A 20,901-nucleotide genomic window follows, 5' to 3' on the forward strand; every position below is an offset into this window, starting at 1 on the left:
AAATTTTATTTGATAAAGTATTGTTTTGTTTTTAAATCCCTTTTGTTTTGGTGCTTGAGAAGGTTTTTGGTATTGTGGTTTAAGTGATTGTTAAGGCAATGGTTGTTCAGAGTTAGCGATGTAAAGTTTATTTTTTGAATTCAATAAAATGATTGTGACCAAGGCTTTTGTTCTTTGATTTTGATAATGAGCGATTTAATTTTTGTAACTGTTTGGTATATTCGATTTTAATGTATACTTTTGCACTCCCTGTTTGGAAATTTCTGTTATTTTCAAATTGAAGGGAATTTTAGTAATTAATAATTAATATTTATGTCTGGGTTAATTGGTAAAAAAATCGGCATGACTAGCATTTTTGATGAAAACGGGAAAAATATTCCTTGTACAGTAATCGAAGCTGGGCCGTGTGTTGTTACCCAAGTCAGAACCAAAGGTGTTGACGGGTACGAAGCGTTGCAACTTGGTTTCGATGACAAAAACGAGAAACATTCCACTAAAGCGGCTTTAGGTCACTTTAAAAAAGCTGGAACTGTTGCTAAGAAAAAAGTCGTTGAATTTCAAGATTTTGCAACTGAACAAAAATTAGGGGATCTTATTGATGTTTCTATTTTTGCTGAAGGAGAATTTGTAGATGTACAAGGTGTGTCTAAAGGTAAAGGTTTTCAAGGGGTTGTTAAACGTCACGGATTTGGTGGTGTTGGACAAGCAACTCACGGTCAACACAACCGTTTAAGAGCGCCAGGTTCTGTAGGAGCTTCTTCTTATCCATCTAGAGTATTCAAAGGAATGCGTATGGCTGGAAGAATGGGAGGAGACAATGTAAAAGTTCAAAACCTTAGAGTTTTAAAAGTGGTTGCTGAAAAGAACCTACTTGTTATTAAAGGATGTGTTCCTGGACATAAAAACTCTTATGTAATCATTCAGAAGTAATGGAAGTAAAAGTATTAGATTTCAACGGAAAAGATACTGGTAGAAAAGTTCAACTTTCTGATTCAGTATTCGCAATTGAACCAAACAATCACGCTGTATACCTTGATGTAAAGCAATATCTTGCTAATCAAAGACAAGGAACTCACAAAGCTAAAGAAAGAGCTGAAGTGACGGGAAGTACACGTAAGATTAAAAAACAAAAGGGGACTGGTACAGCTCGTGCGGGAAGTATCAAAAATCCATTGTTTAAAGGTGGTGGAACAATTTTTGGGCCAAGACCAAGAAGCTATTCATTTAAATTGAATAAAGCGGTAAAAAGATTGGCTAGAAAATCAGCTTTCTCAATCAAAGCAAAAGAGGCGAATATTATCGTTCTTGAAGACTTTAATTTTGAAGCGCCAAACACTAAAAATTTCATTAACGTTTTGAAAGCTTTAGGGTTAGAAAATAAAAAATCTCTATTTGTGTTGGGAGAGTCAAATAAAAATGTATATTTGTCGTCACGCAATTTAAAGGCTTCTAATGTCGTAACTAGCTCAGAATTAAGCACTTACGCTATTTTAAACACTAATAATTTAGTGCTTTTAGAAGGTTCTTTGGAGTTAATCGAAGAAAATTTAAGCAAATAATAGGAATATGAGCATCATAATTAGACCTATAGTAACAGAGAAAGTAACCAAAGAAAGTGAAGTTTTAAACCGCTTCGGATTCGTTGTTGACAAAAAAGCAAACAAAGTTCAAATTAAGAAAGCTGTTGAAGCTGCTTATGGAGTAACTATCGTTTCAGTTAACACGATGAACGTAAGACCGGATAGAACTACTAAATACACTAAAAGTGGTTTAATCAGTGGAAAGACAAATGCAATCAAAAAAGCAATTGTTCAAGTACAAGAAGGAGAAACAATTGATTTTTACAACAATATCTAAGATAGAAAAATGTCAGTAAGAAAATTAAAACCTATTACCCCAGGTCAGCGATTTAGAGTTGTGAATGGTTATGACGCTATTACAACTGATAAGCCGGAACGCTCTTTGATAGCGCCGATAAAAAACTCTGGAGGTAGAAATAGTCAAGGAAAGATGACCATGCGTTATACGGGTGGTGGTCACAAGCAGAGATATCGTATTATTGATTTCAAAAGAACTAAAGACGGAATTCCGGCTACTGTGAAATCAATCGAATACGATCCAAATCGTACTGCATTTATTGCTTTATTAGCTTATGCTGATGGAGAAAAAACTTATGTTATTGCTCAAAACGGATTGAAAGTTGGTCAGAAATTAGTTTCTGGTCCAGAATCTCAACCTGAAATTGGTAATACATTGCCTTTAAGCAGAATTCCTTTAGGAACTGTTATTTCTTGTATTGAGTTACGTCCTGGTCAAGGTGCGGTAATCGCTCGTTCAGCTGGAACATTTGCTCAATTAATGGCAAGAGATGGAAAATATGCTACAATTAAAATGCCATCTGGTGAAACAAGATTAATCTTGTTAACTTGTTCGGCTACAATTGGAGCTGTTTCTAATTCAGACCACCAATTAGTTGTATCAGGAAAAGCTGGTAGAACAAGATGGTTAGGAAGAAGACCTAGAACAAGACCTGTTGCAATGAACCCTGTTGATCACCCAATGGGTGGTGGAGAAGGACGTTCTTCTGGTGGACATCCACGTTCAAGAAATGGAATACCAGCAAAAGGTTATAGAACTCGTTCTAAGAAAAACCCGAGTAACAAGTATATCGTAGAACGTAGAAAGAAATAATAAGATATGGCACGTTCATTAAAAAAAGGACCTTTCGTTCATTATAAGTTAGACAAGAAAGTTCAGGAAAACGTAGAAAGTGGTAAAAATAGTGTAGTTAAGACTTGGTCTAGAGCTTCTATGATTACTCCAGATTTCGTTGGGCAAACTATCGCAGTTCATAACGGTCGTCAATTTGTACCAGTTTACGTAACAGAAAACATGGTAGGTCACAAATTAGGAGAGTTTTCACCAACTAGATCTTTTAGAGGTCATGCTGGAGCAAAAAATAAAGGTAAAAAATAAGAAGCAATGGGAGTTCGTAAAAGAGAAACAGCAGATGCGAGAAAAGAGGCTAATAAGTCTATTGCTTTCGCAAAATTGAATAACTGCCCTACTTCACCTAGAAAAATGCGCTTAGTAGCGGACTTGGTAAGAGGTCAGAAGGTAGAAAGAGCACTTAACATCTTAAGATTCAGTTCTAAAGAAGCTTCAAGAAAATTAGAAAAACTATTATTATCTGCAATCAACAACTGGGAGCAAAAAAATAGTGAAGGTAATTTAGAAGAAGCTGGATTATTTGTTAAAGAGATCAGAGTAGATGGTGGAATGATGTTGAAAAGACTTCGTCCAGCTCCACAAGGTCGTGCACACAGAATAAGAAAACGTTCTAATCACGTAACAATCGTGCTTGGAGCTATCAATAACACACAAAGCAATTCTTAAGCAGCATGGGACAAAAGACAAATCCAATTGGAAATAGACTTGGTATCATCAGAGGGTGGGACTCAAACTGGTATGGTGGAAATGATTACGGTGATAAACTTGCCGAAGATCACAAGATCAGAAAGTACATCCACGCTCGTTTATCAAAAGCTAGTGTATCAAAAGTAATCATCGAGAGAACTTTGAAACTTGTAACCGTTACTATCACTACAGCTAGACCTGGTATCATTATCGGAAAAGGCGGACAAGAGGTAGACAAGTTAAAAGAAGAACTTAAGAAAGTTACTGACAAAGAGGTTCAAATTAACATCTTTGAAATTAAAAGACCTGAGTTAGATGCTTATCTTGTGGCGACAAGCATCGCTCGTCAAATCGAAAGCCGTATTTCTTACAGACGTGCAATCAAAATGGCTATTGCTGCTTCTATGCGTATGAACGCTGAAGGTATCAAAGTTTTGATTTCTGGTCGTTTGAATGGTGCTGAGATGGCGCGTTCAGAAGGTTTCAAAGAAGGTAGAATTCCTCTATCAACTTTCAGAGCTGATATTGATTATGCTTTGGCTGAAGCTCACACTACTTACGGTAGAATGGGTATCAAAGTATGGATCATGAAAGGTGAAGTTTATGGAAAGAGAGATCTTTCTCCGCTTGCAGGAATGGATAAAAAACAATCTGGAACTGGTGGTGGTAAAGGTGGCGATTCTCCAAGAGGAGACAGAAAGCCCTTTAATAAAGGTGGAAAACCAGACGCTCGTAAAAGAAAGTAAATTTTTAAACTAAAGAAAAATGTTACAGCCTAAAAGAACAAAATACCGTAAGGTACAAAAAGGTAAAATGAAAGGTAACTCTCAAAGAGGGCATGAACTTTCTAATGGAATGTTTGGTATTAAATCTGTACATGAAGATGGAATGTTCTTAACCTCTCGTCAAATCGAAGCTGCGCGTATCGCTGCAACTCGTTTCATGAAGAGAGAAGGACAATTATGGATCAAAATATTTCCAGACAAACCAATTACTAAGAAGCCTCTTGAGGTACGTATGGGTAAAGGTAAAGGTGCCGTTGAATATTGGGCTGCCGTTGTTAAACCCGGAAGAATTATGTTTGAAGTTGGAGGAGTTCCTTTATCAGTTGCAAAAGAGGCTTTACGTCTTGCAGCTCAAAAGCTTCCAGTAAAAACTAAATTCGTCGTTGCTAGAGATTTCGAAGCATAATTTATATTATATTATGAAACAATCAGAAATAAAAGATCTTTCTGCAGCGGAGTTGCAAGAAAAACTTAGTCAAACTAAGAAAGTATATGCTGACCTAAAAATGGCTCACGCTGTATCTCCAATTGCAAATCCACTTCAAATTAGAAGTGTAAGAAGAACAGTTGCGAGATTAGCTACAGAGTTAACTAAAAGAGAGTTACAATAATTGTATTCTGCTGAAAGATGGAAGAAAAAAGAAATTTAAGAAAAGAAAGAATTGGTGTTGTTACTTCAAATAAAATGGATAAATCTATTGTTATTGCTGAAGTAAGAAAAGTAAAACACCCATTATACGGTAAGTTCGTGTTGAAAACTAAGAAATATGTTGCACACGACGAAACAAACGACTGTAACATTGGAGATACTGTAAGAATTAGCGAAACGCGTCCTTTAAGTAAAACAAAATGTTGGAGATTAGTTGAAATCTTAGAAAGAGCTAAATAATTATGGTACAACAGGAATCAAGACTAAAAGTAGCAGATAACACGGGAGCAAAAGAAGTTTTAACTATCCGTGTTTTAGGAGGTACCAAAAGAAGGTATGCCTCTGTTGGTGACAAGATTGTAGTATCTATTAAAGATGCAACTCCTAACGGGAACGTTAAGAAAGGAGCTGTTTCAACTGCAGTTGTTGTACGTACCAAAAAAGAAGTGAGAAGAGCTGATGGTTCTTATATCCGTTTCGATGATAATGCATGTGTTCTTTTGAACGCTGCAGGGGAAATGAGAGGAACTCGTGTTTTTGGTCCGGTAGCAAGAGAACTTCGTGAAAAACAATTCATGAAAATTGTATCATTAGCACCAGAAGTGCTTTAATTCGTTTTAAGATGATAAAGCTAAAAATAAAATCAGGAGATATCGTAAGAGTTATTGCTGGAGACCATAAAGGTGCTGAAGGTAAAGTATTACGTGTTTACCGTGAGAAAAATAAAGCGATAGTTGAAGGTGTAAACATGGTTTCGAAACATACAAAACCAAGTGCTAAAAACCCTCAAGGTGGTATCGTTAAGAAAGAAGCTTCTATACAAATATCTAACATTTCACTAATTGATCCTAAAACTAAGGAAACAACTAGAGTTGGTATTAGAGTAGAAGGAGATAAGAAAGTAAGATTTTCAAAAAAATCTAATCAAGTACTATAGTAATGGCATATACACCTAGACTAAAAGAAGAATATAAGAGTAGAGTAATCTCTGCTCTTAAAGAGGAATTCGGATATACAAACGTAATGCAAGTTCCAAAATTGGAAAAAATCGTTTTGAGCCGTGGAGTTGGTGCAGCTGTATCTGATAAAAAACTTATTGACTATGCAGTTGATGAGTTAACAAAGATCACTGGACAAAAAGCAGTATCTACAATATCAAAGAAAGACGTTGCGTCATTCAAATTGAGAAAAGGGATGCCTATTGGAGCAAAAGTTACTTTACGTGGTGAAAGAATGTATGAGTTTTTAGATAGACTTATTACTTCTGCTTTACCACGCGTTAGAGATTTTAGTGGTATCAAAGCTACAGGTTTTGACGGAAGAGGTAATTACAATCTTGGAGTTTTAGAGCAAATCATTTTCCCAGAAATTGATATTGATAAAGTAAATAAAATTTCAGGAATGGATATTACTTTTGTAACTACTGCAAAAACAGACAAAGAGGCAAAGTCATTATTGGCTGAATTAGGTTTACCTTTTAAAAAGAATTAAGACATGGCTAAAGAATCAATGAAAGCCCGTGAGGTGAAAAGAGAGAAAACGGTAGCTAAGTACGCTGAAAAAAGAAAAGCTTTATTAGAAGCTGGAGATTATGAAGGCTTACAAAAATTACCTAAAAATGCTTCACCAGTTCGTTTACACAATCGTTGTAAATTAACAGGTAGACCTAGAGGTTATATCCGTCAATTCGGTATTTCACGTGTAACTTTCCGTGAAATGGCTAATAATGGATTAATTCCAGGAGTTAAAAAAGCATCTTGGTAATCTGGTAATAAGTTATTACTTTTGCAAACCAAAAAATAATTTTAATTGATTAAAGGTTCAGGAAGCAAAGTGCTTCCTGAAAACCGTAATCGCAATCAAATACATATGTATACAGATCCTATTGCAGATTATTTGACTAGAGTTCGTAACGCTGTGGCTGCAAACCACAAAGTTGTTGAGATTCCGGCATCTAATCTAAAAAAAGAAATAACTAAGATCTTATTTGATCAAGGTTACATCTTAAGTTACAAATTTGAAACGACAACTGTTCAGGGGTCTATCAAAATTGCTTTGAAGTATGATAAAGATACTAAAGAGCCGGTAATTAAAGATATCCAAAGAATTAGTAAACCTGGTTTACGTAAGTACGCAGGTGCTGCCAAATTACCTAGAATCCTTAACGGATTAGGAATTGCTATTGTTTCTACATCAAAAGGTTTGATGACAGGAAAACAAGCTAAGCAATTAAATGTAGGTGGTGAAGTAATTTGTTACGTATACTAATTTTAAACACTAGATAAAGATGTCAAGAATAGGTAAAAGCCCAATTGTAATCACTGCTGGTGTAACTGTAGAAGTTAAAGACGGTATTATTACAGTAAAAGGAAAAAAAGGTCAACTAACTCAGGAGTTTTCGGACGTAACTGTAACTGTTGAAGGCGATCAAGTTCAAGTAGAAAGATCGTCTGATCATAAAGATCAAAGAGCAAAACACGGATTATACAGATCATTAATTAATAATATGATTATTGGCGTATCTGAAGGTTTTACAAAAGAACTTGAATTAGTTGGAGTTGGTTATAGAGCTTCAAACCAAGGTCAAAAGTTAGATTTAGCTCTTGGATATTCTCACAATATTGTTTTAGAAATTGCTCCAGAAGTAGTTTTAGAAACAATATCTGAAAAAGGTAAAAACCCTATCGTAAAATTAACATCATTTGATAAACAACTTTTAGGTCAGGTTGCTGCGAAAATCAGAGGTTTCCGTAAGCCTGAGCCGTACAAAGGAAAAGGTGTTAAATTTGTGGGTGAAGTATTAAGAAGAAAAGCAGGTAAATCAGCTTAAAAAATAAGATTATGTCATTAACAAAATCTGATAGAAGACAGAGAATTAGATTCAGAATTAGAAAATCGATTAGCGGTACAGCTGCTAACCCAAGACTATCTGTATTTAGAAGTAACAAAGAAATTTATGCTCAACTTATTGATGATGTAAATGGAGTTACTATATTAGCTGCATCTTCAAGAGAAAAAGAAATAGGAAAAGGTACTAACGTTGAAATCGCTACAGCTGTTGGAAAACTTGTTGCAGAGAAAGCGTTAAAAGCTGGGATTGATACCATCACTTTTGATAGAGGTGGATATTTGTATCACGGTCGTATTAAATCATTAGCAGAAGGCGCAAGAGCGGCTGGACTTAAATTCTAATATATTATGTCTAAATACAAAAATGTAGAATTGGTAAAACCAAGTGGTCTTGAACTTAAAGATCGTCTGGTAAGTGTTAATCGTGTTACTAAAGTTACAAAAGGTGGTAGAGCTTTCGGTTTTTCTGCTATTGTAGTTGTAGGTGATGAAAATGGAGTAGTTGGTCATGGATTAGGAAAATCTAAAGACGTTTCTGAAGCAATTGCGAAAGCGGTAGAAGATGCTAAGAAAAATTTAGTGAAAATTCCTTTGAATGGACAATCAGTTCCTCACGAACAAAAAGGTAAATTTGGTGGTGCACGTGTATTCTTAATTCCTGCGTCTCATGGTACAGGAGTTATTGCTGGTGGAGCTGTTCGTTCAGTTCTTGAATCAGTAGGTATTCACGATGTACTATCTAAATCTCAAGGATCATCAAATCCTCATAACGTAGTGAAAGCAACTTTTGATGCTTTATTACAAATGAGAAGCGCTCATACAGTTGCAAAACAAAGAGGTGTTTCTTTAGAAAAAGTTTTTAAAGGTTAATTCAAGGAAATTATGGCTAAATTATTAGTAAAACAAGTAAGAAGCAAAATCAACTGTCCTCTTTCTCAAAAGAGAGGTTTGGAAGCTTTGGGTCTACGTAAAATGGGACAAGTTGTAGAGCATGATTCAAACCCTGCTATCCTTGGTATGATAAACAAAGTTAAACACTTAGTTTCTGTAGAAGAAACTAAATAACAAATAATGTTATGAATTTAAGTAACTTACAACCAGCTGAAGGGTCAACCCACAATCAAAATAAAAGATTAGGTAGGGGAGAAGGTTCTGGAAAAGGTGGTACTTCAGCAAGAGGTCACAAAGGAGCAAAATCTCGTTCTGGTTATTCTAAAAAGATTGGTTTTGAAGGAGGGCAAATGCCGCTTCAAAGACGTGTACCTAAGTTTGGTTTCACAAACATCAATCGTAAAGAATACGAAGGTGTTAATTTGGATACGCTTCAATTATTAGTTGACAATGGTGTCATTACTGATTCTGTTTCTATGACAGATTTCGTAGCTAACCGTCTTGCCACTAAAAATGAAATCGTTAAGATTTTAGGTAGAGGAGAATTGAAAGCAAAATTAAAAGTAACTGCCCACAAATTTACTGCTACTGCTAAAGCTGCTATTGAAGCTGCTGGAGGAGAGGCTGTAAGTTTATAACTTATCTATTAAGATGAAGAAATTTATTGAATCAATAAGTAATGTTTGGAAAATCGAAGAACTGAAAAACAGAATCTTAATTACTTTAGGATTACTATTAGTATATCGTTTTGGTGCACACGTTACGCTTCCTGGAATTGACGCAACTCAGTTGACAGGTTTAGCGGGGCAAGCTACTAATGGTTTAACGGCTATTTTTGACATGTTCACCGGAGGGGCTTTTGCAAAAGCTTCAGTTTTTGCTTTAGGTATTATGCCTTACATTTCTGCATCTATAGTTGTTCAGTTAATGGGAATTGCTATTCCTTATTTGCAAAAACTTCAAAATGATGGAGAGAGTGGTAGAAAAAAGATTAATCAAATCACTCGTTGGTTGACTATAGCTATTACATTGGTTCAAGGTCCAACTTATATCTATAATTTATACAGAACATTGCCTGGTAGTGCATTCTTGCTAGGCTTTAATTCTCCTGAATTTTTATTCTCGTCTGTTATTATCTTAGTTACTGGTACAATTTTTGCTATGTGGCTTGGAGAAAAAATTACGGATAAAGGTATTGGAAATGGAATTTCATTATTGATTATGGTTGGTATTTTAGCCCGTTTGCCACAAGCTTTTATACAAGAATTCACAACCAGAGTTACTAATAACAATGGAGGTCCAATGTTGTTGGTTATTGAAATTATAGTGTGGTTATTAGTAATTATTGCTTGTGTATTGCTTACAATGGCAGTACGTAGAATTCCAGTTCAATACGCTCGTCGTACAACAACTGGAGATTATGAGCAAGATTTAGCAGGGGGTAATAGACAATGGATTCCTCTTAAGCTCAATGCTTCTGGAGTTATGCCAATCATTTTTGCTCAGGCAATTATGTTTATTCCTGCAGCTGTAGCAGGATTGTCAAAATCAGATACATCACAATCTATTGTTGGAGCATTTAGTAATATCTTTGGTTTTTGGTATAATTTTGTTTTTGCAACTTTAATCATTGTATTTACATTTTTCTATACTGCGATCACAGTTCCTACTAATAAAATGGCAGATGATCTAAAAAGAAGCGGTGGTTTTATTCCTGGAGTTCGTCCAGGAGCTGAAACTTCAGATTTCTTAGATAAAGTGATGTCTTTAATAACTTTCCCAGGATCTTTATTCCTTGCTTTGATTGCTGTGTTCCCAGCTATTGTTGTAAGTATTATGGATGTACAACAATCTTGGGCAATGTTTTTTGGAGGTACCTCATTAATAATTATGGTTGGAGTTGCAATAGATACTATTCAACAAATCAATTCATACTTGTTAAACAAGCATTATGATGGTTTAATGAAGACTGGTAAAAATAGAAAAGCGGTAGCTTAATATATTTATGGCAAAACAATCAGCAATAGAACAAGACGGATCAATCATTGAAGCATTATCAAATGCGATGTTCCGTGTAGAGTTAGAAAATGGACATATTGTAATTGCTCATATTTCTGGAAAAATGCGTATGCATTACATCAAATTATTACCTGGTGATAAAGTGAAACTAGAAATGAGTCCTTACGATTTGTCAAAAGCAAGAATTACTTATCGATATTAAAGGATATTCACTATGAAAGTTAGAGCATCAGTAAAAAAGAGAAGTGCCGAGTGCATTATCGTGCGTAGAAAAGGGAGATTGTACGTAATAAACAAAAAAAATCCTAGATTTAAACAAAGACAAGGATAATTATGGCAAGAATAGCAGGGGTAGATATCCCAAAAAATAAGAGAGGTGTTATAGCACTTACCTACATCTTCGGATTAGGAAAAAGTAGAGCTATTGAGATTTTAGAGAAAGCTCAAGTTAGCCAAGATAAAAAAGTTCAAGATTGGAATGACGACGAGATCGGAGCAATTCGTGATGCAGTTTCATTTTACAAAATTGAAGGAGAATTACGTTCTGAAGTTTCTTTAAACATCAAACGTTTAATGGATATTGGTTGTTACAGAGGTATCCGTCATAGATCTGGTCTTCCTTTAAGAGGACAAAGAACTAAAAACAACTCTAGAACAAGAAAAGGTAAAAGAAAAACTGTTGCTAACAAGAAAAAAGCAACTAAATAATAAGTAATATGGCTAAAGCAACTGCAAAAAAACGTAAAGTTATCGTTGAATCAACGGGTGAAGCTCATATTTCTGCGACTTTCAACAATATTATCATTTCTTTGACTAATAAGAAAGGTGAAGTTATTTCTTGGTCTTCAGCTGGTAAAATGGGTTTCAGAGGTTCTAAAAAGAACACTCCGTATGCAGCTCAAATGGCAGCAGAAGATTGTAGTAAAGTAGCTCTTGAAGCAGGACTTAAAAAAGTAAAAGTTTATGTAAAAGGACCAGGAAACGGACGTGAGTCTGCTATTCGTTCTATTCATAACGGTGGAATTGAAGTTACTGAGATTATCGATGTTACTCCAATGCCTCACAACGGATGTCGTCCTCCAAAAAGACGTAGAGTTTAATACTCAAATTTTTATAGTATAACCTAGATAGAATATAGATTATCGAAGGATAAGACCTGAATTCATAATCTCTATCTTAAACAATTTAAAATGGCAAGATATACTGGTCCTAGTACAAGAATCGCTCGTAAATTTGGCGAAGCAATCTTCGGAGATGACAAATCTTTCGAAAAAAGAAATTACCCACCTGGACAACACGGGATGGCTAAAAAAAGAGGAAAAAAATCTGAGTACGCTGTTCAGTTAATGGAAAAGCAAAAAGCTAAATATTCTTATGGAATTTTAGAAAAACAATTCAGAAATTTATTCGAAAAAGCATCAGCTACTAAAGGAGTTACTGGTGAAGTTTTATTACAATTATGCGAAGCAAGATTGGATAACGTAGTTTTTAGAATGGGTATCGCTCCTTCTAGAAGAGGTGCACGTCAAATCGTATCTCACAGACACGTTACTGTAAATGGAGAAGTTGTAAATATTCCTTCTTACCACCTTAAGCCTGGTGATAAAGTTGCAGTTCGTGAAAAATCTAAATCTTTAGAAGCTATCGAACGTTCTTTATCAAATTCAAGTCATGTTTATGAATGGATTACTTGGAACAATGATCTTAAAGAAGGAACTTTCGTTTCTGTACCTGCAAGACTTCAAATTCCAGAAAACATTAAAGAACAATTAATCGTAGAGTTGTACAACAAATAATAATTGACTTAGTCGAAATTTATGGCAATATTTAATTTTCAAAAGCCCGATAAAGTTATCATGATCGATTCAACCGATTTTGAAGGTAAATTCGAATTTAGACCTTTAGAACCTGGTTATGGATTGACTGTTGGTAATGCACTTAGAAGAGTTTTGCTTTCAGCATTAGAAGGTTATGCAATTACATCTGTTCGTATCGAGGGTGTGGATCATGAGTTTTCTACTATTTCAGGTGTTGTTGAAGATGTTACCGAAATTATCCTTAATCTAAAACAAGTACGTTTTAAACGTCAAATTGAAGATATCGATAATGAATCAGTTACTATTTCTGTTTCAGGTAAAGATCAATTAACAGCAGGTGATTTTCAAAAATTTATTTCAGGTTTTCAAGTTTTGAATCCAGACCTTGTTATCTGTAACTTAGATTCTAAAATCAAATTGAACTTCGATTTAACAATCGAAAAAGGTAGAGGGTATGTTCCTGCTGAGGAGAACAAAAAACAGAATGCGGCAATTGGTACTATTTTTACAGATTCTATTTTTACTCCGGTAAAAAATGTAAAATATGCAATTGAAAACTTCCGTGTTGAGCAAAAAACAGATTACGAAAAATTAGTTTTTGAAATTAAAACTGATGGTTCTATTAATCCAAAGGATGCTCTTACTGAAGCTGCTAAAGTTTTAATTCACCACTTCATGTTATTTTCTGACGAAAGAATTACACTCGAGGCTGACGAAATTGCACAAACAGAATCTTATGATGAAGAGTCATTGCATATGAGACAATTGCTTAAAACTAAGCTTGTTGATATGGATTTATCTGTTAGAGCATTAAATTGCTTGAAAGCGGCTGAAGTTGATACACTTGGTGATTTAGTATCGTTCAATAAAAATGACCTGATGAAATTCCGTAATTTTGGTAAAAAATCTTTAACTGAACTTGATGAACTTGTTGCAGTTAAAAATTTAACTTTCGGAATGGACTTAGCTAAATACAAATTAGATAAAGAATAATTCAATCCGCCTCGGCGGATTAAATTTAAAATAGCAATGAGACACGGAAAAAAATTCAATCACTTAAGCAGACAGACTGGACATAGAAAAGCTATGTTGGCTAATATGGCTTGTTCTCTTATTGAGCACAAACGTATTAACACTACTGTTGCTAAAGCTAAAGCGCTTAAACAATTTGTTGAGCCTTTAATCACAAAATCAAAAGAAGATACGACTCACAATCGTCGTATTGTTTTTGCTTACTTACGTAGTAAATATGCTGTAACTGACTTGTTCAGAGACGTAGCTGCTAAAGTTGGAGACCGTCCAGGTGGATACACTCGTATCATTAAAGTTGGAAATCGTTTGGGAGATAATGCTGATATGGCAATGATCGAACTTGTAGATTTCAATGAACTTTACAATGGAGGTAAAAAAGAAATTAAAAAAGCAAAAAGCCGTCGTGGTGGTAAAGCAAAAAAAGCAGAGGAGACTACTTCTGAAGCTCCAGCTGCTGAATCAGAATCGACTACTGAAGCTTCTGAATAATTATGAAAGTAATGATTCTATAGAAATCAAGGATAAGCTAATTTTTAGTTTATCCTTTTTTTTTGGAATTTTTTTAAACAAGATGAAATTTAACTTATTTCGGCAGTAAGGTTTTATTTTTATGAATGAAATTTTTAAAAAATCTTGGAAGCACTCTTTTAAAGGAGTAAATTTGCAAAATATCTAATTACAAATAAAACAAGCTTTAAAGGTTTTATTAGACAATAAAAAAACAATACAAAGTAAAAGAATGAAATATACTACACGACAAAGCGCCATTTTATTATTAAGCGATGGAACAATTTTTCACGGAAAATCTATCGGTATCAGTGGTAAAACTTTCGGGGAGGTTTGTTTTAATACTGGAATGACTGGATATCAAGAGATTTTTACAGATCCTTCTTATTTTGGTCAGATAATGGTTGCTACGAATGCTCACATTGGGAATTATGGTATTAATGATTTAGAAATTGAATCTGACAGTGTTAAAATTGCTGGTTTAGTTTGTAAAAACTTTAGTTTTAATTATTCACGAGAAGATGCCTCTGGAAGTTTAGAAGATTATTTTACGAAGCAAAATTTAATCTGTATTTCTGATGTTGACACAAGAGCTCTTGTGAGTTACATCCGTGACAATGGAGCTATGAATGCTGTTATCTGTACCGACGGAACTTCGATTGAAGAGTTGAAAAAAGAATTGGCGAATGTGCCAAATATGGAAGGTTTAGAGTTGGCATCAAAAGTTTCAACTACTGAGCCTTATTTTTTTGGAGATGAAAATGCTGCCTATAAAATCTCTGCTTTAGATCTTGGAATAAAAAAGAACATTTTGAGAAATCTAGCTAAGAGAGATTGTTACATTAAAGTTTTTCCTTACGATTCTACTTATAAAGACTTAGCTGAATTTAATCCTGATGGTTATTTCTTATCAAACGGACCTGGTGATCCAGATCCTCTTTTTGGTGCGATACAAGTTGCTAAGGAAATTATTGCAGATGATAAACCATTGTTTGGGATTTGCTTAGGTCATCAGATTATAGCTTTGGCGAATGGCGTAAAGACCTATAAAATGTTTGGTGGTCATCGCGGAATTAATCATCCGGTAAAGAACATTATTACTGGTAAAGGTGAAATTACTTCTCAAAATCATGGTTTTGCGGTTAAAAAAGAAGCTTTAGACGGTCATCCGGAATTAGAAATTACGCATATACATTTAAACGATGACACTGTAGCAGGAATGAGAATGAAAAATAAAAATTGTTTTTCAGTACAATACCATCCTGAAGCTAGTCCTGGACCACACGATTCGTCTTATTTATTTGATCAATTTGTTGAGAATATAAAACAAGCAGGTTCTAAAACGATGTAGTTAATAAATAAACATGTTTAATGAGTATAATGCGTATTTACTATTAAATATTTTTATAATTTCGAAAAAAAATATAATTTATTAATAAAAAACAAAAATAATGAGTATTATAATTAAAATTCACGCAAGACAAATTCTTGATTCTAGAGGTAATCCTACTATTGAAGTTGATGTAATAACTGAAAATGGAGTTTTAGGTAGAGCTGCTGTTCCTTCTGGGGCATCAACTGGAGAGCACGAAGCTGTTGAATTACGTGACGGAGGTAAAGCTTATCTTGGTAAAGGAGTTTTGAATGCAGTGAATAATGTAAATACTGTTATTGCTGAAGAATTAGTTGGTACTTCTGTGTTTGAACAAAATACAATTGATCAACTAATGATTGATTTAGATGGAACTCCAAACAAATCTAAGTTAGGGGCTAATGCTATTTTAGGAGTTTCATTAGCTGCTGCAAAAGCTGCTGCAAATGAGCTTGGTCTGCCATTATACAGATATGTTGGTGGAGTTTCTGCTAACACATTACCTGTTCCAATGATGAACATCATCAACGGTGGTTCTCACTCTGATGCGCCAATTGCATTTCAAGAATTTATGATTTTTCCTGTAAAGGCTACGTCTTTTACTCATTCTATGCAAATGGGAACTGAAATTTTCCATAGTTTGAAAAAGGTATTACATGATAGAGGTTTGAGTACAGCTGTTGGAGATGAAGGTGGTTTTGCTCCAAACTTGGCTGGTGGAACTGAAGATGCTTTAGATACTATCAAGCTAGCTGTTGAAAAAGCAGGATATACTTTTGGTGACGAAATTATGATTGCTCTTGATTGTGCTGCTTCTGAATTTTATGTAAACGGAAAATACGATTACACTAAATTTGAAGGTGAAACTGGAAAAATTAGAACTTCTGAAGAGCAAGCGGATTATTTAGCTGAACTTGCTGCAAAATATCCAATTATTTCTATTGAAGATGGTATGTACGAGGACGACTGGGATGGATGGAAATACTTAACTGATAAAATTGGTCATAAAGTACAATTAGTAGGTGATGATTTATTTGTTACTAATGTTGAGCGTTTATCTACTGGAATTCAAAAAGGTATTGCTAATTCTATCTTAGTAAAAGTAAACCAAATTGGTACTTTGACAGAAACTATTGCTGCAGTAAACATGGCTAAAAATGCTGGTTACACTTCAGTAATGTCTCACCGTTCTGGAGAAACAGAAGATAATACGATTGCAGATTTAGCTGTTGCATTAAACTGCGGACAAATTAAAACAGGTTCTGCTTCTCGTTCTGACCGTATGGCAAAATACAATCAATTATTAAGAATCGAAGAAGAGCTAGGAAGTAACGCTTATTTTCCTGGATTAAACGCTTTTAAGATCAAGTAATTGTTAGAGTTATATATTGTAAAAAAACCATTCATTTTTTATGAATGGTTTTTTTTTGGAGTTTTAACAAATTCATAGCAGTATTCTTTTTTTAATTAATGTTAAATTCCTTAGATTTGATAAATTATTATTTTAAAGATTTATTTCCAATATATTATGTCAAAAATAGCTACATTAGAAGTAGATGGTCAAAAAATTGAACTTCCGGTAATAACAGGAAGCGAAAATGAATCAGCTATCGATATTAACAAATTACGTGATTTAACAGGTGTAATCACAATTGATCCAGGTTATAAAAATTCTGGATCTTGTAAAAGCGAGATTACTTTCTTAGATGGAGAATTAGGTATTTTGCGTTACAGAGGATATTCAATTGAAGATTTGGCTGAAAAAGCTGGATTTTTGGAGGTATCTTATCTTTTAATTTTTGGCGAATTGCCAACGGCTCAGCAATTGGAGCAATTTGAAAATGATATTAAAAAACATACTTTGGTAAACGAAGAAATGAAAAATATCATTGATGGTTTTCCAAAAACAGCACATCCAATGGGAGTTCTGTCTGCTTTGACTAGTGCTTTAACAGCATTTAATCCTAAAGCTGTAAATGTTGAAAATGAAAAAGAAATGTATGAAGCTATTTGTAAAACAATGGCCAAATTTCTTGTAATTGCTACTTGGACTTACAGAAAGTCAATGGGATATCCATTGAATTATTATGATAATACAAAAGGATATGTAGAGAACTTTATGCAGTTGATGTTTCAATTGCCTACAGGGCCTTACAAAGCAAATCCGATAATTGTTGATGCATTAGATAAATTATTTATACTTCATGCAGATCACGAACAAAACTGTTCTACTTCTACAGTAAGAATGGTTGGTTCTTCTCATGCTGGTTTATTTGCATCAATTTCTGCAGGAGTTTCAGCTCTTTGGGGACCTCTTCATGGAGGTGCTAATCAAGCTGTTCTTGAGATGTTAGAAGAAATTAACAAAGATGGCGGGGATACAGATAAATTTTTAGCAAAGGCAAAAGATAAAAATGATCCTTTCCGTTTAATGGGATTTGGGCATAGAGTTTATAAAAACTTTGATCCAAGAGCTAAAATCATTAAAAAAGCAGCTAACGAAGTTTTAGAAACTTTAGGTGTTGATGATCCTATTTTAGAAATTGCTAAAAAATTAGAAGCAGCAGCACTTGAAGATGAATATTTTAAATCAAGAAACTTATATCCAAACGTAGATTTCTATTCTGGAATTATCTACAGAGCATTAGGAATTCCTACTGATATGTTTACAGTAATGTTTGCAATAGGAAGATTACCGGGCTGGATCGCGCAATGGAAAGAAATGCGTGAGAACAAAGAGCCAATTGGCCGACCAAGACAGATTTATACTGGACACCCTTTGAGAGAGTTCAAGTCTAACAAATAAAAAAAAACTAAAGCTTCACTTAACTGTGAAGCTTTTTTTATCTTTACCCAAAATATAAGAGAATTATGTTGCAATTAAATGTAAAGAACGAAACGTCGAAACTGCGTGCTGTAGTTTTGGGTTCAGCCGTTCATAATGGGCCAACTCCTTCAATTGATGAAGCCTATGATCCTAAATCATTGGAACATATTAAGGCAGGAACATATCCGATCGAAAAAGATATGGTCGTTGAAATGGAAGCTTTTAATGCTGTTTTTCAAAAGTATGATGTTACAGTTTATCGTCCTGAATTGATCGAAAATTATAATCAAATTTTCGCAAGAGATATTGGGTTTGTGATAGATGATGTTTTTATAAAATCAAATATTTTACCAGATCGCGAACGTGAGTTGGATGCAATTCAATATATTGTTGATAAAATTGATCCATTAAAGGTCGTCCGCCCGCCAGAAGAAGTTCATATCGAGGGAGGAGATGTAATGTTGTGGAATGATTACATCTTTGTTGGGACTTACAAAGGCAGCGATTACAAAGATTATATTACTGCTCGCACCAATATACATGGTGTAAATTATATTAAAGAATTATTTCCAAATAAAATTGTCAAAGAATTTGATTTAGTAAAATCTAAATTGGAGGCTCGTGATAATGCTCTGCATTTGGATTGCTGTTTTCAGCCTGTTGGAAAAAATAAAGGGATTATATATAAAAGAGGTTTTCGCGAAGAAGCTGATTATTTGTATTTAGTAAATCTTTTTGGGAAAGAAAATCTATTTCATATAGAAAGAAACGAGATGTATAATATGTTTTCGAATGTATTTTCGATTGATGAAAATGTAGTAGTTTCGGAGAAGAATTTCACAAGATTAAATAACTGGTTAAGATCAAAAGGTTTTACGGTTGAAGAAATTCCGTATGCAGAAATTGCAAAACAAGAAGGCTTGTTGAGATGCTCCACTTTGCCATTAATTAGAGACTAGAGAAAATAGTTTCAGGTTTTAAGTTTCAAGTTACAACAAACGTGAAACTTAAAATCTGAAACAAAAAATATAAAAAAATGAAACAAACAACAAACGCAATTGTAATGATTCGTCCAGTTGCTTTTAGAATGAACGAGCAAACGGCAGTAAATAATTATTATCAGAAAGTACTAGACGGACTTTTGCCAAGTACTGTAAATGCAAAGGCACAGCAGGAGTTTGATACTTTTGTAGAAAAGTTGAGGGCAGTTGGAGTTGATGTTATCGTTATTGATGACACTTTAGAGACAGATACTCCAGACAGTATTTTTCCAAACAATTGGGTTTCATTTCATGAGAATGGAGACGTAGCTTTATATCCAATGTTTGCTGAAAATCGTCGTCAGGAACGTCGTGAAGATATTTTGGATACGCTTGAAGAAAAAGGTTTTGAAATTGCCAATATAATGGATTATACTTCTGCAGAAGAAGATGGATTTTTTTTGGAAGGAACTGGAAGTTTGCTTTTAGATCGAGCAAACGGAAAAGCATATTGTGCTTTATCCCCACGTGCTGATGAGGAATTATTTATAGAATTCTGTGAAGATTTTGATTATGCTCCAGTTATTTTTGAAGCTTTCCAAACTGTTGATGGAGAGCGCAAATTGATATATCATACTAATGTGATGATGTGTTTGGGAGAAACCTTTGCTGTTATCTGTGCAGATTGTATTGATGACAAAAAAGAGCGAAAAATGATTTTAGATAATCTTAAAACCGATAATAAAGAAGTTATTTTGATAACCGAAGCTCAGGTAAATAATTTTGCGGGTAATATGCTTGAAGTTAGAGGAACAAATGATAAAAAATATATTATAATGAGTGCATCTGCTTATCAAAGTTTAACTCCAAAACAGATTGCGCAATTAGAAAATCACGCCGAAATTTTGAGTTCAAGTTTAGATACAATCGAAGCTTGCGGAGGCGGAAGTGCAAGATGTATGATGGCTGAAGTATTTTTGCCAAGAGCGTAAAAAGTTTTTTCATTAATAAAGAAAGGGATAAAGCTATAGCTTTATCCCTTTCTTTTTATTAAATTTTGAAGTGAAATTTACATTAAATTTCCTTTGATAATATTGATAATAGAACTCACTATATATTGGATTCCGATTGAGATTACAATAAAACCAACAATTCTGGAAATAGCAACAATCCCTGAGGCTCCTAATATTCGAGCTAAATAATGAGCGCTTTTTAAAATTACAAAAATTACAATAGCTATCGCTAAAATTGCTAAGCTTGATATAATAATTTCTTCCATTTTATGATGTTCCTGATAGAAAGCAATCAATAAAGAGATTGATCCAGGTCCAGCCAACATCGGTATAGCCAAAGGAGTTAAAGCAATGTCATTTCGATGTTGTGCATCATTTTCAATTTTTTTGTTGATCCCTCTTTTTTTGTTGAATTTTCCGGAGAGCAGTGAAAAACCTGAATTAACGATTATAATACCTCCAGCAATTCGAAGCGCATCAATACTAATCCCAAAAAAGGTCAATACGTATTTACCAATTAAATAAGAAACCATCAAGATGATAAAAACATTTACCGCTGTCCATAATGAAATCCGGGAGCGTTCTTTTTGAGAGTCATCCTGAGTAAGTCCCACAAAAATAGGAACAGTTCCAATTGGATTCAGTACAGAAAATAAGGCCGCAAATAAGTAAATAAATAGATCCATAAAGTTTAGGTTGATATAGTAAATGTACTATTTTTTTAACCGCTCAATGCGATTTT

Annotated in this window: 34 protein-coding genes; 33 read left to right on the top strand and 1 reads right to left on the bottom strand. The window is 34.2% G+C overall.

All coding sequences use genetic code 11. From position 1 onward, the window contains the following. Positions 1-312: 312 nt before the first annotated feature. The 33 genes from rplC to ctlX all read left to right on the top strand — a co-directional run bounded on the left by rplC (position 313) and on the right by ctlX (position 20,138). Entirely contained in the window at positions 313-930 is a 618-nt protein-coding gene (gene rplC, locus B0A68_RS07275; protein ID WP_007803612.1) for a 50S ribosomal protein L3, read from the top strand. After that, complete coding sequence (gene rplD, locus B0A68_RS07280) at positions 930-1,559, top strand: 50S ribosomal protein L4 (protein ID WP_035682492.1); 630 nt, start codon at positions 930-932, stop codon at positions 1,557-1,559. Before rplC ends, rplD begins: the two co-directional genes overlap by 1 nt. Positions 1,560-1,566: 7 nt before the next feature. Continuing rightward, on the top strand, positions 1,567-1,857 hold the full coding sequence (gene rplW, locus B0A68_RS07285) for a 50S ribosomal protein L23 (RefSeq protein WP_017495018.1): 291 nt from the start codon (positions 1,567-1,569) through the stop codon (positions 1,855-1,857). A 9-nt stretch (positions 1,858-1,866) separates the two neighbouring features. Then, a complete protein-coding gene (gene rplB, locus B0A68_RS07290) occupies positions 1,867-2,691 on the top strand; it encodes a 50S ribosomal protein L2 (RefSeq protein ID WP_007803623.1) in 825 nt (274 codons plus the stop codon). Between the two features lie 6 nt (positions 2,692-2,697). After that, positions 2,698-2,976: a 30S ribosomal protein S19 gene (gene rpsS / locus B0A68_RS07295; RefSeq protein ID WP_012022488.1), complete on the top strand. Its 279-nt coding sequence runs from the start codon at positions 2,698-2,700 to the stop codon at positions 2,974-2,976. A gap of 6 nt (positions 2,977-2,982) precedes the next feature. Next, positions 2,983-3,396: a 50S ribosomal protein L22 gene (gene rplV, locus B0A68_RS07300; protein WP_007803631.1), complete on the top strand. Its 414-nt coding sequence runs from the start codon at positions 2,983-2,985 to the stop codon at positions 3,394-3,396. A 5-nt stretch (positions 3,397-3,401) separates the two neighbouring features. Continuing rightward, positions 3,402-4,163: a 30S ribosomal protein S3 gene (gene rpsC / locus B0A68_RS07305; protein ID WP_007803635.1), complete on the top strand. Its 762-nt coding sequence runs from the start codon at positions 3,402-3,404 to the stop codon at positions 4,161-4,163. 19 nt (positions 4,164-4,182) lie between these two features. Continuing rightward, positions 4,183-4,608 carry a 50S ribosomal protein L16 gene (gene rplP, locus B0A68_RS07310; protein WP_007803637.1) on the top strand — a complete coding sequence of 142 codons (426 nt, stop codon included), beginning with the start codon at positions 4,183-4,185 and terminating at the stop codon, positions 4,606-4,608. A gap of 13 nt (positions 4,609-4,621) precedes the next feature. Beyond that, on the top strand, positions 4,622-4,813 hold the full coding sequence (gene rpmC, locus B0A68_RS07315) for a 50S ribosomal protein L29 (RefSeq protein ID WP_035682489.1): 192 nt from the start codon (positions 4,622-4,624) through the stop codon (positions 4,811-4,813). A gap of 17 nt (positions 4,814-4,830) precedes the next feature. After that, a complete protein-coding gene (rpsQ, locus tag B0A68_RS07320; protein ID WP_007803646.1) occupies positions 4,831-5,091 on the top strand; it encodes a 30S ribosomal protein S17 in 261 nt (86 codons plus the stop codon). A 2-nt stretch (positions 5,092-5,093) separates the two neighbouring features. Further along, on the top strand, positions 5,094-5,462 hold the full coding sequence (rplN, locus tag B0A68_RS07325) for a 50S ribosomal protein L14 (protein ID WP_007803649.1): 369 nt from the start codon (positions 5,094-5,096) through the stop codon (positions 5,460-5,462). Between the two features lie 11 nt (positions 5,463-5,473). Further along, complete coding sequence (rplX, locus tag B0A68_RS07330) at positions 5,474-5,788, top strand: 50S ribosomal protein L24 (protein ID WP_007803650.1); 315 nt, start codon at positions 5,474-5,476, stop codon at positions 5,786-5,788. A 2-nt stretch (positions 5,789-5,790) separates the two neighbouring features. Further along, positions 5,791-6,342 (top strand): 50S ribosomal protein L5, encoded by a 552-nt coding sequence (gene rplE / locus B0A68_RS07335; RefSeq protein ID WP_017495015.1) that lies wholly within the window; start codon positions 5,791-5,793, stop codon positions 6,340-6,342. Positions 6,343-6,345: 3 nt separating this feature from the next. Continuing rightward, a complete protein-coding gene (rpsN, locus tag B0A68_RS07340; RefSeq protein ID WP_031456037.1) occupies positions 6,346-6,615 on the top strand; it encodes a 30S ribosomal protein S14 in 270 nt (89 codons plus the stop codon). A gap of 105 nt (positions 6,616-6,720) precedes the next feature. Then, the gene (rpsH, locus tag B0A68_RS07345; protein WP_035687884.1) at positions 6,721-7,119 is read left to right on the top strand and encodes a 30S ribosomal protein S8; all 399 of its coding nucleotides are present in this window, start codon (positions 6,721-6,723) and stop codon (positions 7,117-7,119) included. 19 nt (positions 7,120-7,138) lie between these two features. Then, positions 7,139-7,681 (top strand): 50S ribosomal protein L6, encoded by a 543-nt coding sequence (gene rplF / locus B0A68_RS07350; RefSeq protein ID WP_035682487.1) that lies wholly within the window; start codon positions 7,139-7,141, stop codon positions 7,679-7,681. Positions 7,682-7,692: 11 nt separating this feature from the next. After that, positions 7,693-8,043: a 50S ribosomal protein L18 gene (gene rplR / locus B0A68_RS07355; RefSeq protein ID WP_029272053.1), complete on the top strand. Its 351-nt coding sequence runs from the start codon at positions 7,693-7,695 to the stop codon at positions 8,041-8,043. A gap of 3 nt (positions 8,044-8,046) precedes the next feature. Further along, positions 8,047-8,571: a 30S ribosomal protein S5 gene (gene rpsE, locus B0A68_RS07360; RefSeq protein ID WP_085950926.1), complete on the top strand. Its 525-nt coding sequence runs from the start codon at positions 8,047-8,049 to the stop codon at positions 8,569-8,571. Positions 8,572-8,583: 12 nt separating this feature from the next. Next, a complete protein-coding gene (gene rpmD / locus B0A68_RS07365) occupies positions 8,584-8,766 on the top strand; it encodes a 50S ribosomal protein L30 (protein ID WP_007803665.1) in 183 nt (60 codons plus the stop codon). A gap of 11 nt (positions 8,767-8,777) precedes the next feature. Then, positions 8,778-9,230 carry a 50S ribosomal protein L15 gene (rplO, locus tag B0A68_RS07370; RefSeq protein ID WP_035682485.1) on the top strand — a complete coding sequence of 151 codons (453 nt, stop codon included), beginning with the start codon at positions 8,778-8,780 and terminating at the stop codon, positions 9,228-9,230. A 13-nt stretch (positions 9,231-9,243) separates the two neighbouring features. Further along, on the top strand, positions 9,244-10,590 hold the full coding sequence (secY, locus tag B0A68_RS07375) for a preprotein translocase subunit SecY (protein ID WP_035682483.1): 1,347 nt from the start codon (positions 9,244-9,246) through the stop codon (positions 10,588-10,590). A gap of 7 nt (positions 10,591-10,597) precedes the next feature. After that, positions 10,598-10,813, top strand: a complete 216-nt coding sequence (gene infA / locus B0A68_RS07380; RefSeq protein WP_007136545.1) for a translation initiation factor IF-1 — start codon at positions 10,598-10,600, stop codon at positions 10,811-10,813. Between the two features lie 12 nt (positions 10,814-10,825). Next, positions 10,826-10,942, top strand: a complete 117-nt coding sequence (ykgO, locus tag B0A68_RS07385) for a type B 50S ribosomal protein L36 (protein WP_002987490.1) — start codon at positions 10,826-10,828, stop codon at positions 10,940-10,942. A 2-nt stretch (positions 10,943-10,944) separates the two neighbouring features. Next, on the top strand, positions 10,945-11,319 hold the full coding sequence (gene rpsM / locus B0A68_RS07390) for a 30S ribosomal protein S13 (RefSeq protein ID WP_012022478.1): 375 nt from the start codon (positions 10,945-10,947) through the stop codon (positions 11,317-11,319). Between the two features lie 8 nt (positions 11,320-11,327). Beyond that, entirely contained in the window at positions 11,328-11,711 is a 384-nt protein-coding gene (gene rpsK, locus B0A68_RS07395; protein ID WP_007803677.1) for a 30S ribosomal protein S11, read from the top strand. 90 nt (positions 11,712-11,801) lie between these two features. Next, entirely contained in the window at positions 11,802-12,407 is a 606-nt protein-coding gene (gene rpsD / locus B0A68_RS07400) for a 30S ribosomal protein S4 (RefSeq protein ID WP_035619621.1), read from the top strand. A 21-nt stretch (positions 12,408-12,428) separates the two neighbouring features. Beyond that, positions 12,429-13,421: a DNA-directed RNA polymerase subunit alpha gene (locus B0A68_RS07405; RefSeq protein ID WP_008464329.1), complete on the top strand. Its 993-nt coding sequence runs from the start codon at positions 12,429-12,431 to the stop codon at positions 13,419-13,421. Positions 13,422-13,457: 36 nt separating this feature from the next. Continuing rightward, positions 13,458-13,949 carry a 50S ribosomal protein L17 gene (gene rplQ / locus B0A68_RS07410; protein WP_035682480.1) on the top strand — a complete coding sequence of 164 codons (492 nt, stop codon included), beginning with the start codon at positions 13,458-13,460 and terminating at the stop codon, positions 13,947-13,949. 250 nt (positions 13,950-14,199) lie between these two features. Next, positions 14,200-15,318: a glutamine-hydrolyzing carbamoyl-phosphate synthase small subunit gene (gene carA / locus B0A68_RS07415; RefSeq protein WP_035682476.1), complete on the top strand. Its 1,119-nt coding sequence runs from the start codon at positions 14,200-14,202 to the stop codon at positions 15,316-15,318. Between the two features lie 100 nt (positions 15,319-15,418). Then, the gene (eno, locus tag B0A68_RS07420; RefSeq protein ID WP_035682473.1) at positions 15,419-16,711 is read left to right on the top strand and encodes a phosphopyruvate hydratase; all 1,293 of its coding nucleotides are present in this window, start codon (positions 15,419-15,421) and stop codon (positions 16,709-16,711) included. A gap of 156 nt (positions 16,712-16,867) precedes the next feature. Continuing rightward, positions 16,868-18,145, top strand: coding sequence for a citrate synthase (locus tag B0A68_RS07425; protein WP_035682470.1), 1,278 nt, complete (start codon positions 16,868-16,870; stop codon positions 18,143-18,145). Between the two features lie 65 nt (positions 18,146-18,210). Next, a complete protein-coding gene (locus B0A68_RS07430; protein ID WP_035682467.1) occupies positions 18,211-19,125 on the top strand; it encodes a dimethylarginine dimethylaminohydrolase family protein in 915 nt (304 codons plus the stop codon). A 77-nt stretch (positions 19,126-19,202) separates the two neighbouring features. Beyond that, positions 19,203-20,138, top strand: a complete 936-nt coding sequence (gene ctlX, locus B0A68_RS07435) for a citrulline utilization hydrolase CtlX (RefSeq protein ID WP_035682464.1) — start codon at positions 19,203-19,205, stop codon at positions 20,136-20,138. A 77-nt stretch (positions 20,139-20,215) separates the two neighbouring features. Here the strand turns inward: ctlX and B0A68_RS07440 are convergent, their stop codons facing one another. After that, positions 20,216-20,845 (bottom strand): MarC family NAAT transporter, encoded by a 630-nt coding sequence (locus tag B0A68_RS07440; RefSeq protein ID WP_035682462.1) that lies wholly within the window; start codon positions 20,843-20,845, stop codon positions 20,216-20,218. Positions 20,846-20,901 lie beyond the last annotated feature (56 nt).

It is taken from the genome of Flavobacterium reichenbachii (genome assembly GCF_002217435.1).
In the GTDB taxonomy this organism is placed as follows: domain Bacteria; phylum Bacteroidota; class Bacteroidia; order Flavobacteriales; family Flavobacteriaceae; genus Flavobacterium; species Flavobacterium reichenbachii.

Coding starts and splice junctions, on each gene's coding strand:
- eno (WP_035682473.1), top strand. CDS start 15,419: ATGAGTATTATAATTAAAATTCACGCAAGACAAATTCTTGATTCTAGA.
- rplE (WP_017495015.1), top strand. CDS start 5,791: ATGGCATATACACCTAGACTAAAAGAAGAATATAAGAGTAGAGTAATC.
- rplC (WP_007803612.1), top strand. CDS start 313: ATGTCTGGGTTAATTGGTAAAAAAATCGGCATGACTAGCATTTTTGAT.
- rplN (WP_007803649.1), top strand. CDS start 5,094: ATGGTACAACAGGAATCAAGACTAAAAGTAGCAGATAACACGGGAGCA.
- rplR (WP_029272053.1), top strand. CDS start 7,693: ATGTCATTAACAAAATCTGATAGAAGACAGAGAATTAGATTCAGAATT.
- rpsN (WP_031456037.1), top strand. CDS start 6,346: ATGGCTAAAGAATCAATGAAAGCCCGTGAGGTGAAAAGAGAGAAAACG.
- infA (WP_007136545.1), top strand. CDS start 10,598: ATGGCAAAACAATCAGCAATAGAACAAGACGGATCAATCATTGAAGCA.
- B0A68_RS07425 (WP_035682470.1), top strand. CDS start 16,868: ATGTCAAAAATAGCTACATTAGAAGTAGATGGTCAAAAAATTGAACTT.
- rpmC (WP_035682489.1), top strand. CDS start 4,622: ATGAAACAATCAGAAATAAAAGATCTTTCTGCAGCGGAGTTGCAAGAA.
- rplB (WP_007803623.1), top strand. CDS start 1,867: ATGTCAGTAAGAAAATTAAAACCTATTACCCCAGGTCAGCGATTTAGA.
- ykgO (WP_002987490.1), top strand. CDS start 10,826: ATGAAAGTTAGAGCATCAGTAAAAAAGAGAAGTGCCGAGTGCATTATC.
- carA (WP_035682476.1), top strand. CDS start 14,200: ATGAAATATACTACACGACAAAGCGCCATTTTATTATTAAGCGATGGA.
- ctlX (WP_035682464.1), top strand. CDS start 19,203: ATGAAACAAACAACAAACGCAATTGTAATGATTCGTCCAGTTGCTTTT.
- rpmD (WP_007803665.1), top strand. CDS start 8,584: ATGGCTAAATTATTAGTAAAACAAGTAAGAAGCAAAATCAACTGTCCT.
- B0A68_RS07405 (WP_008464329.1), top strand. CDS start 12,429: ATGGCAATATTTAATTTTCAAAAGCCCGATAAAGTTATCATGATCGAT.
- B0A68_RS07430 (WP_035682467.1), top strand. CDS start 18,211: ATGTTGCAATTAAATGTAAAGAACGAAACGTCGAAACTGCGTGCTGTA.
- rplD (WP_035682492.1), top strand. CDS start 930: ATGGAAGTAAAAGTATTAGATTTCAACGGAAAAGATACTGGTAGAAAA.
- rpsQ (WP_007803646.1), top strand. CDS start 4,831: ATGGAAGAAAAAAGAAATTTAAGAAAAGAAAGAATTGGTGTTGTTACT.
- rpsM (WP_012022478.1), top strand. CDS start 10,945: ATGGCAAGAATAGCAGGGGTAGATATCCCAAAAAATAAGAGAGGTGTT.
- rplQ (WP_035682480.1), top strand. CDS start 13,458: ATGAGACACGGAAAAAAATTCAATCACTTAAGCAGACAGACTGGACAT.
- rplF (WP_035682487.1), top strand. CDS start 7,139: ATGTCAAGAATAGGTAAAAGCCCAATTGTAATCACTGCTGGTGTAACT.
- rplW (WP_017495018.1), top strand. CDS start 1,567: ATGAGCATCATAATTAGACCTATAGTAACAGAGAAAGTAACCAAAGAA.
- rpsK (WP_007803677.1), top strand. CDS start 11,328: ATGGCTAAAGCAACTGCAAAAAAACGTAAAGTTATCGTTGAATCAACG.
- rpsH (WP_035687884.1), top strand. CDS start 6,721: ATGTATACAGATCCTATTGCAGATTATTTGACTAGAGTTCGTAACGCT.
- rplP (WP_007803637.1), top strand. CDS start 4,183: ATGTTACAGCCTAAAAGAACAAAATACCGTAAGGTACAAAAAGGTAAA.
- rpsD (WP_035619621.1), top strand. CDS start 11,802: ATGGCAAGATATACTGGTCCTAGTACAAGAATCGCTCGTAAATTTGGC.
- rplV (WP_007803631.1), top strand. CDS start 2,983: ATGGGAGTTCGTAAAAGAGAAACAGCAGATGCGAGAAAAGAGGCTAAT.
- secY (WP_035682483.1), top strand. CDS start 9,244: ATGAAGAAATTTATTGAATCAATAAGTAATGTTTGGAAAATCGAAGAA.
- B0A68_RS07440 (WP_035682462.1), bottom strand. CDS start 20,845: ATGGATCTATTTATTTACTTATTTGCGGCCTTATTTTCTGTACTGAAT.
- rpsS (WP_012022488.1), top strand. CDS start 2,698: ATGGCACGTTCATTAAAAAAAGGACCTTTCGTTCATTATAAGTTAGAC.
- rplX (WP_007803650.1), top strand. CDS start 5,474: ATGATAAAGCTAAAAATAAAATCAGGAGATATCGTAAGAGTTATTGCT.
- rpsC (WP_007803635.1), top strand. CDS start 3,402: ATGGGACAAAAGACAAATCCAATTGGAAATAGACTTGGTATCATCAGA.
- rplO (WP_035682485.1), top strand. CDS start 8,778: ATGAATTTAAGTAACTTACAACCAGCTGAAGGGTCAACCCACAATCAA.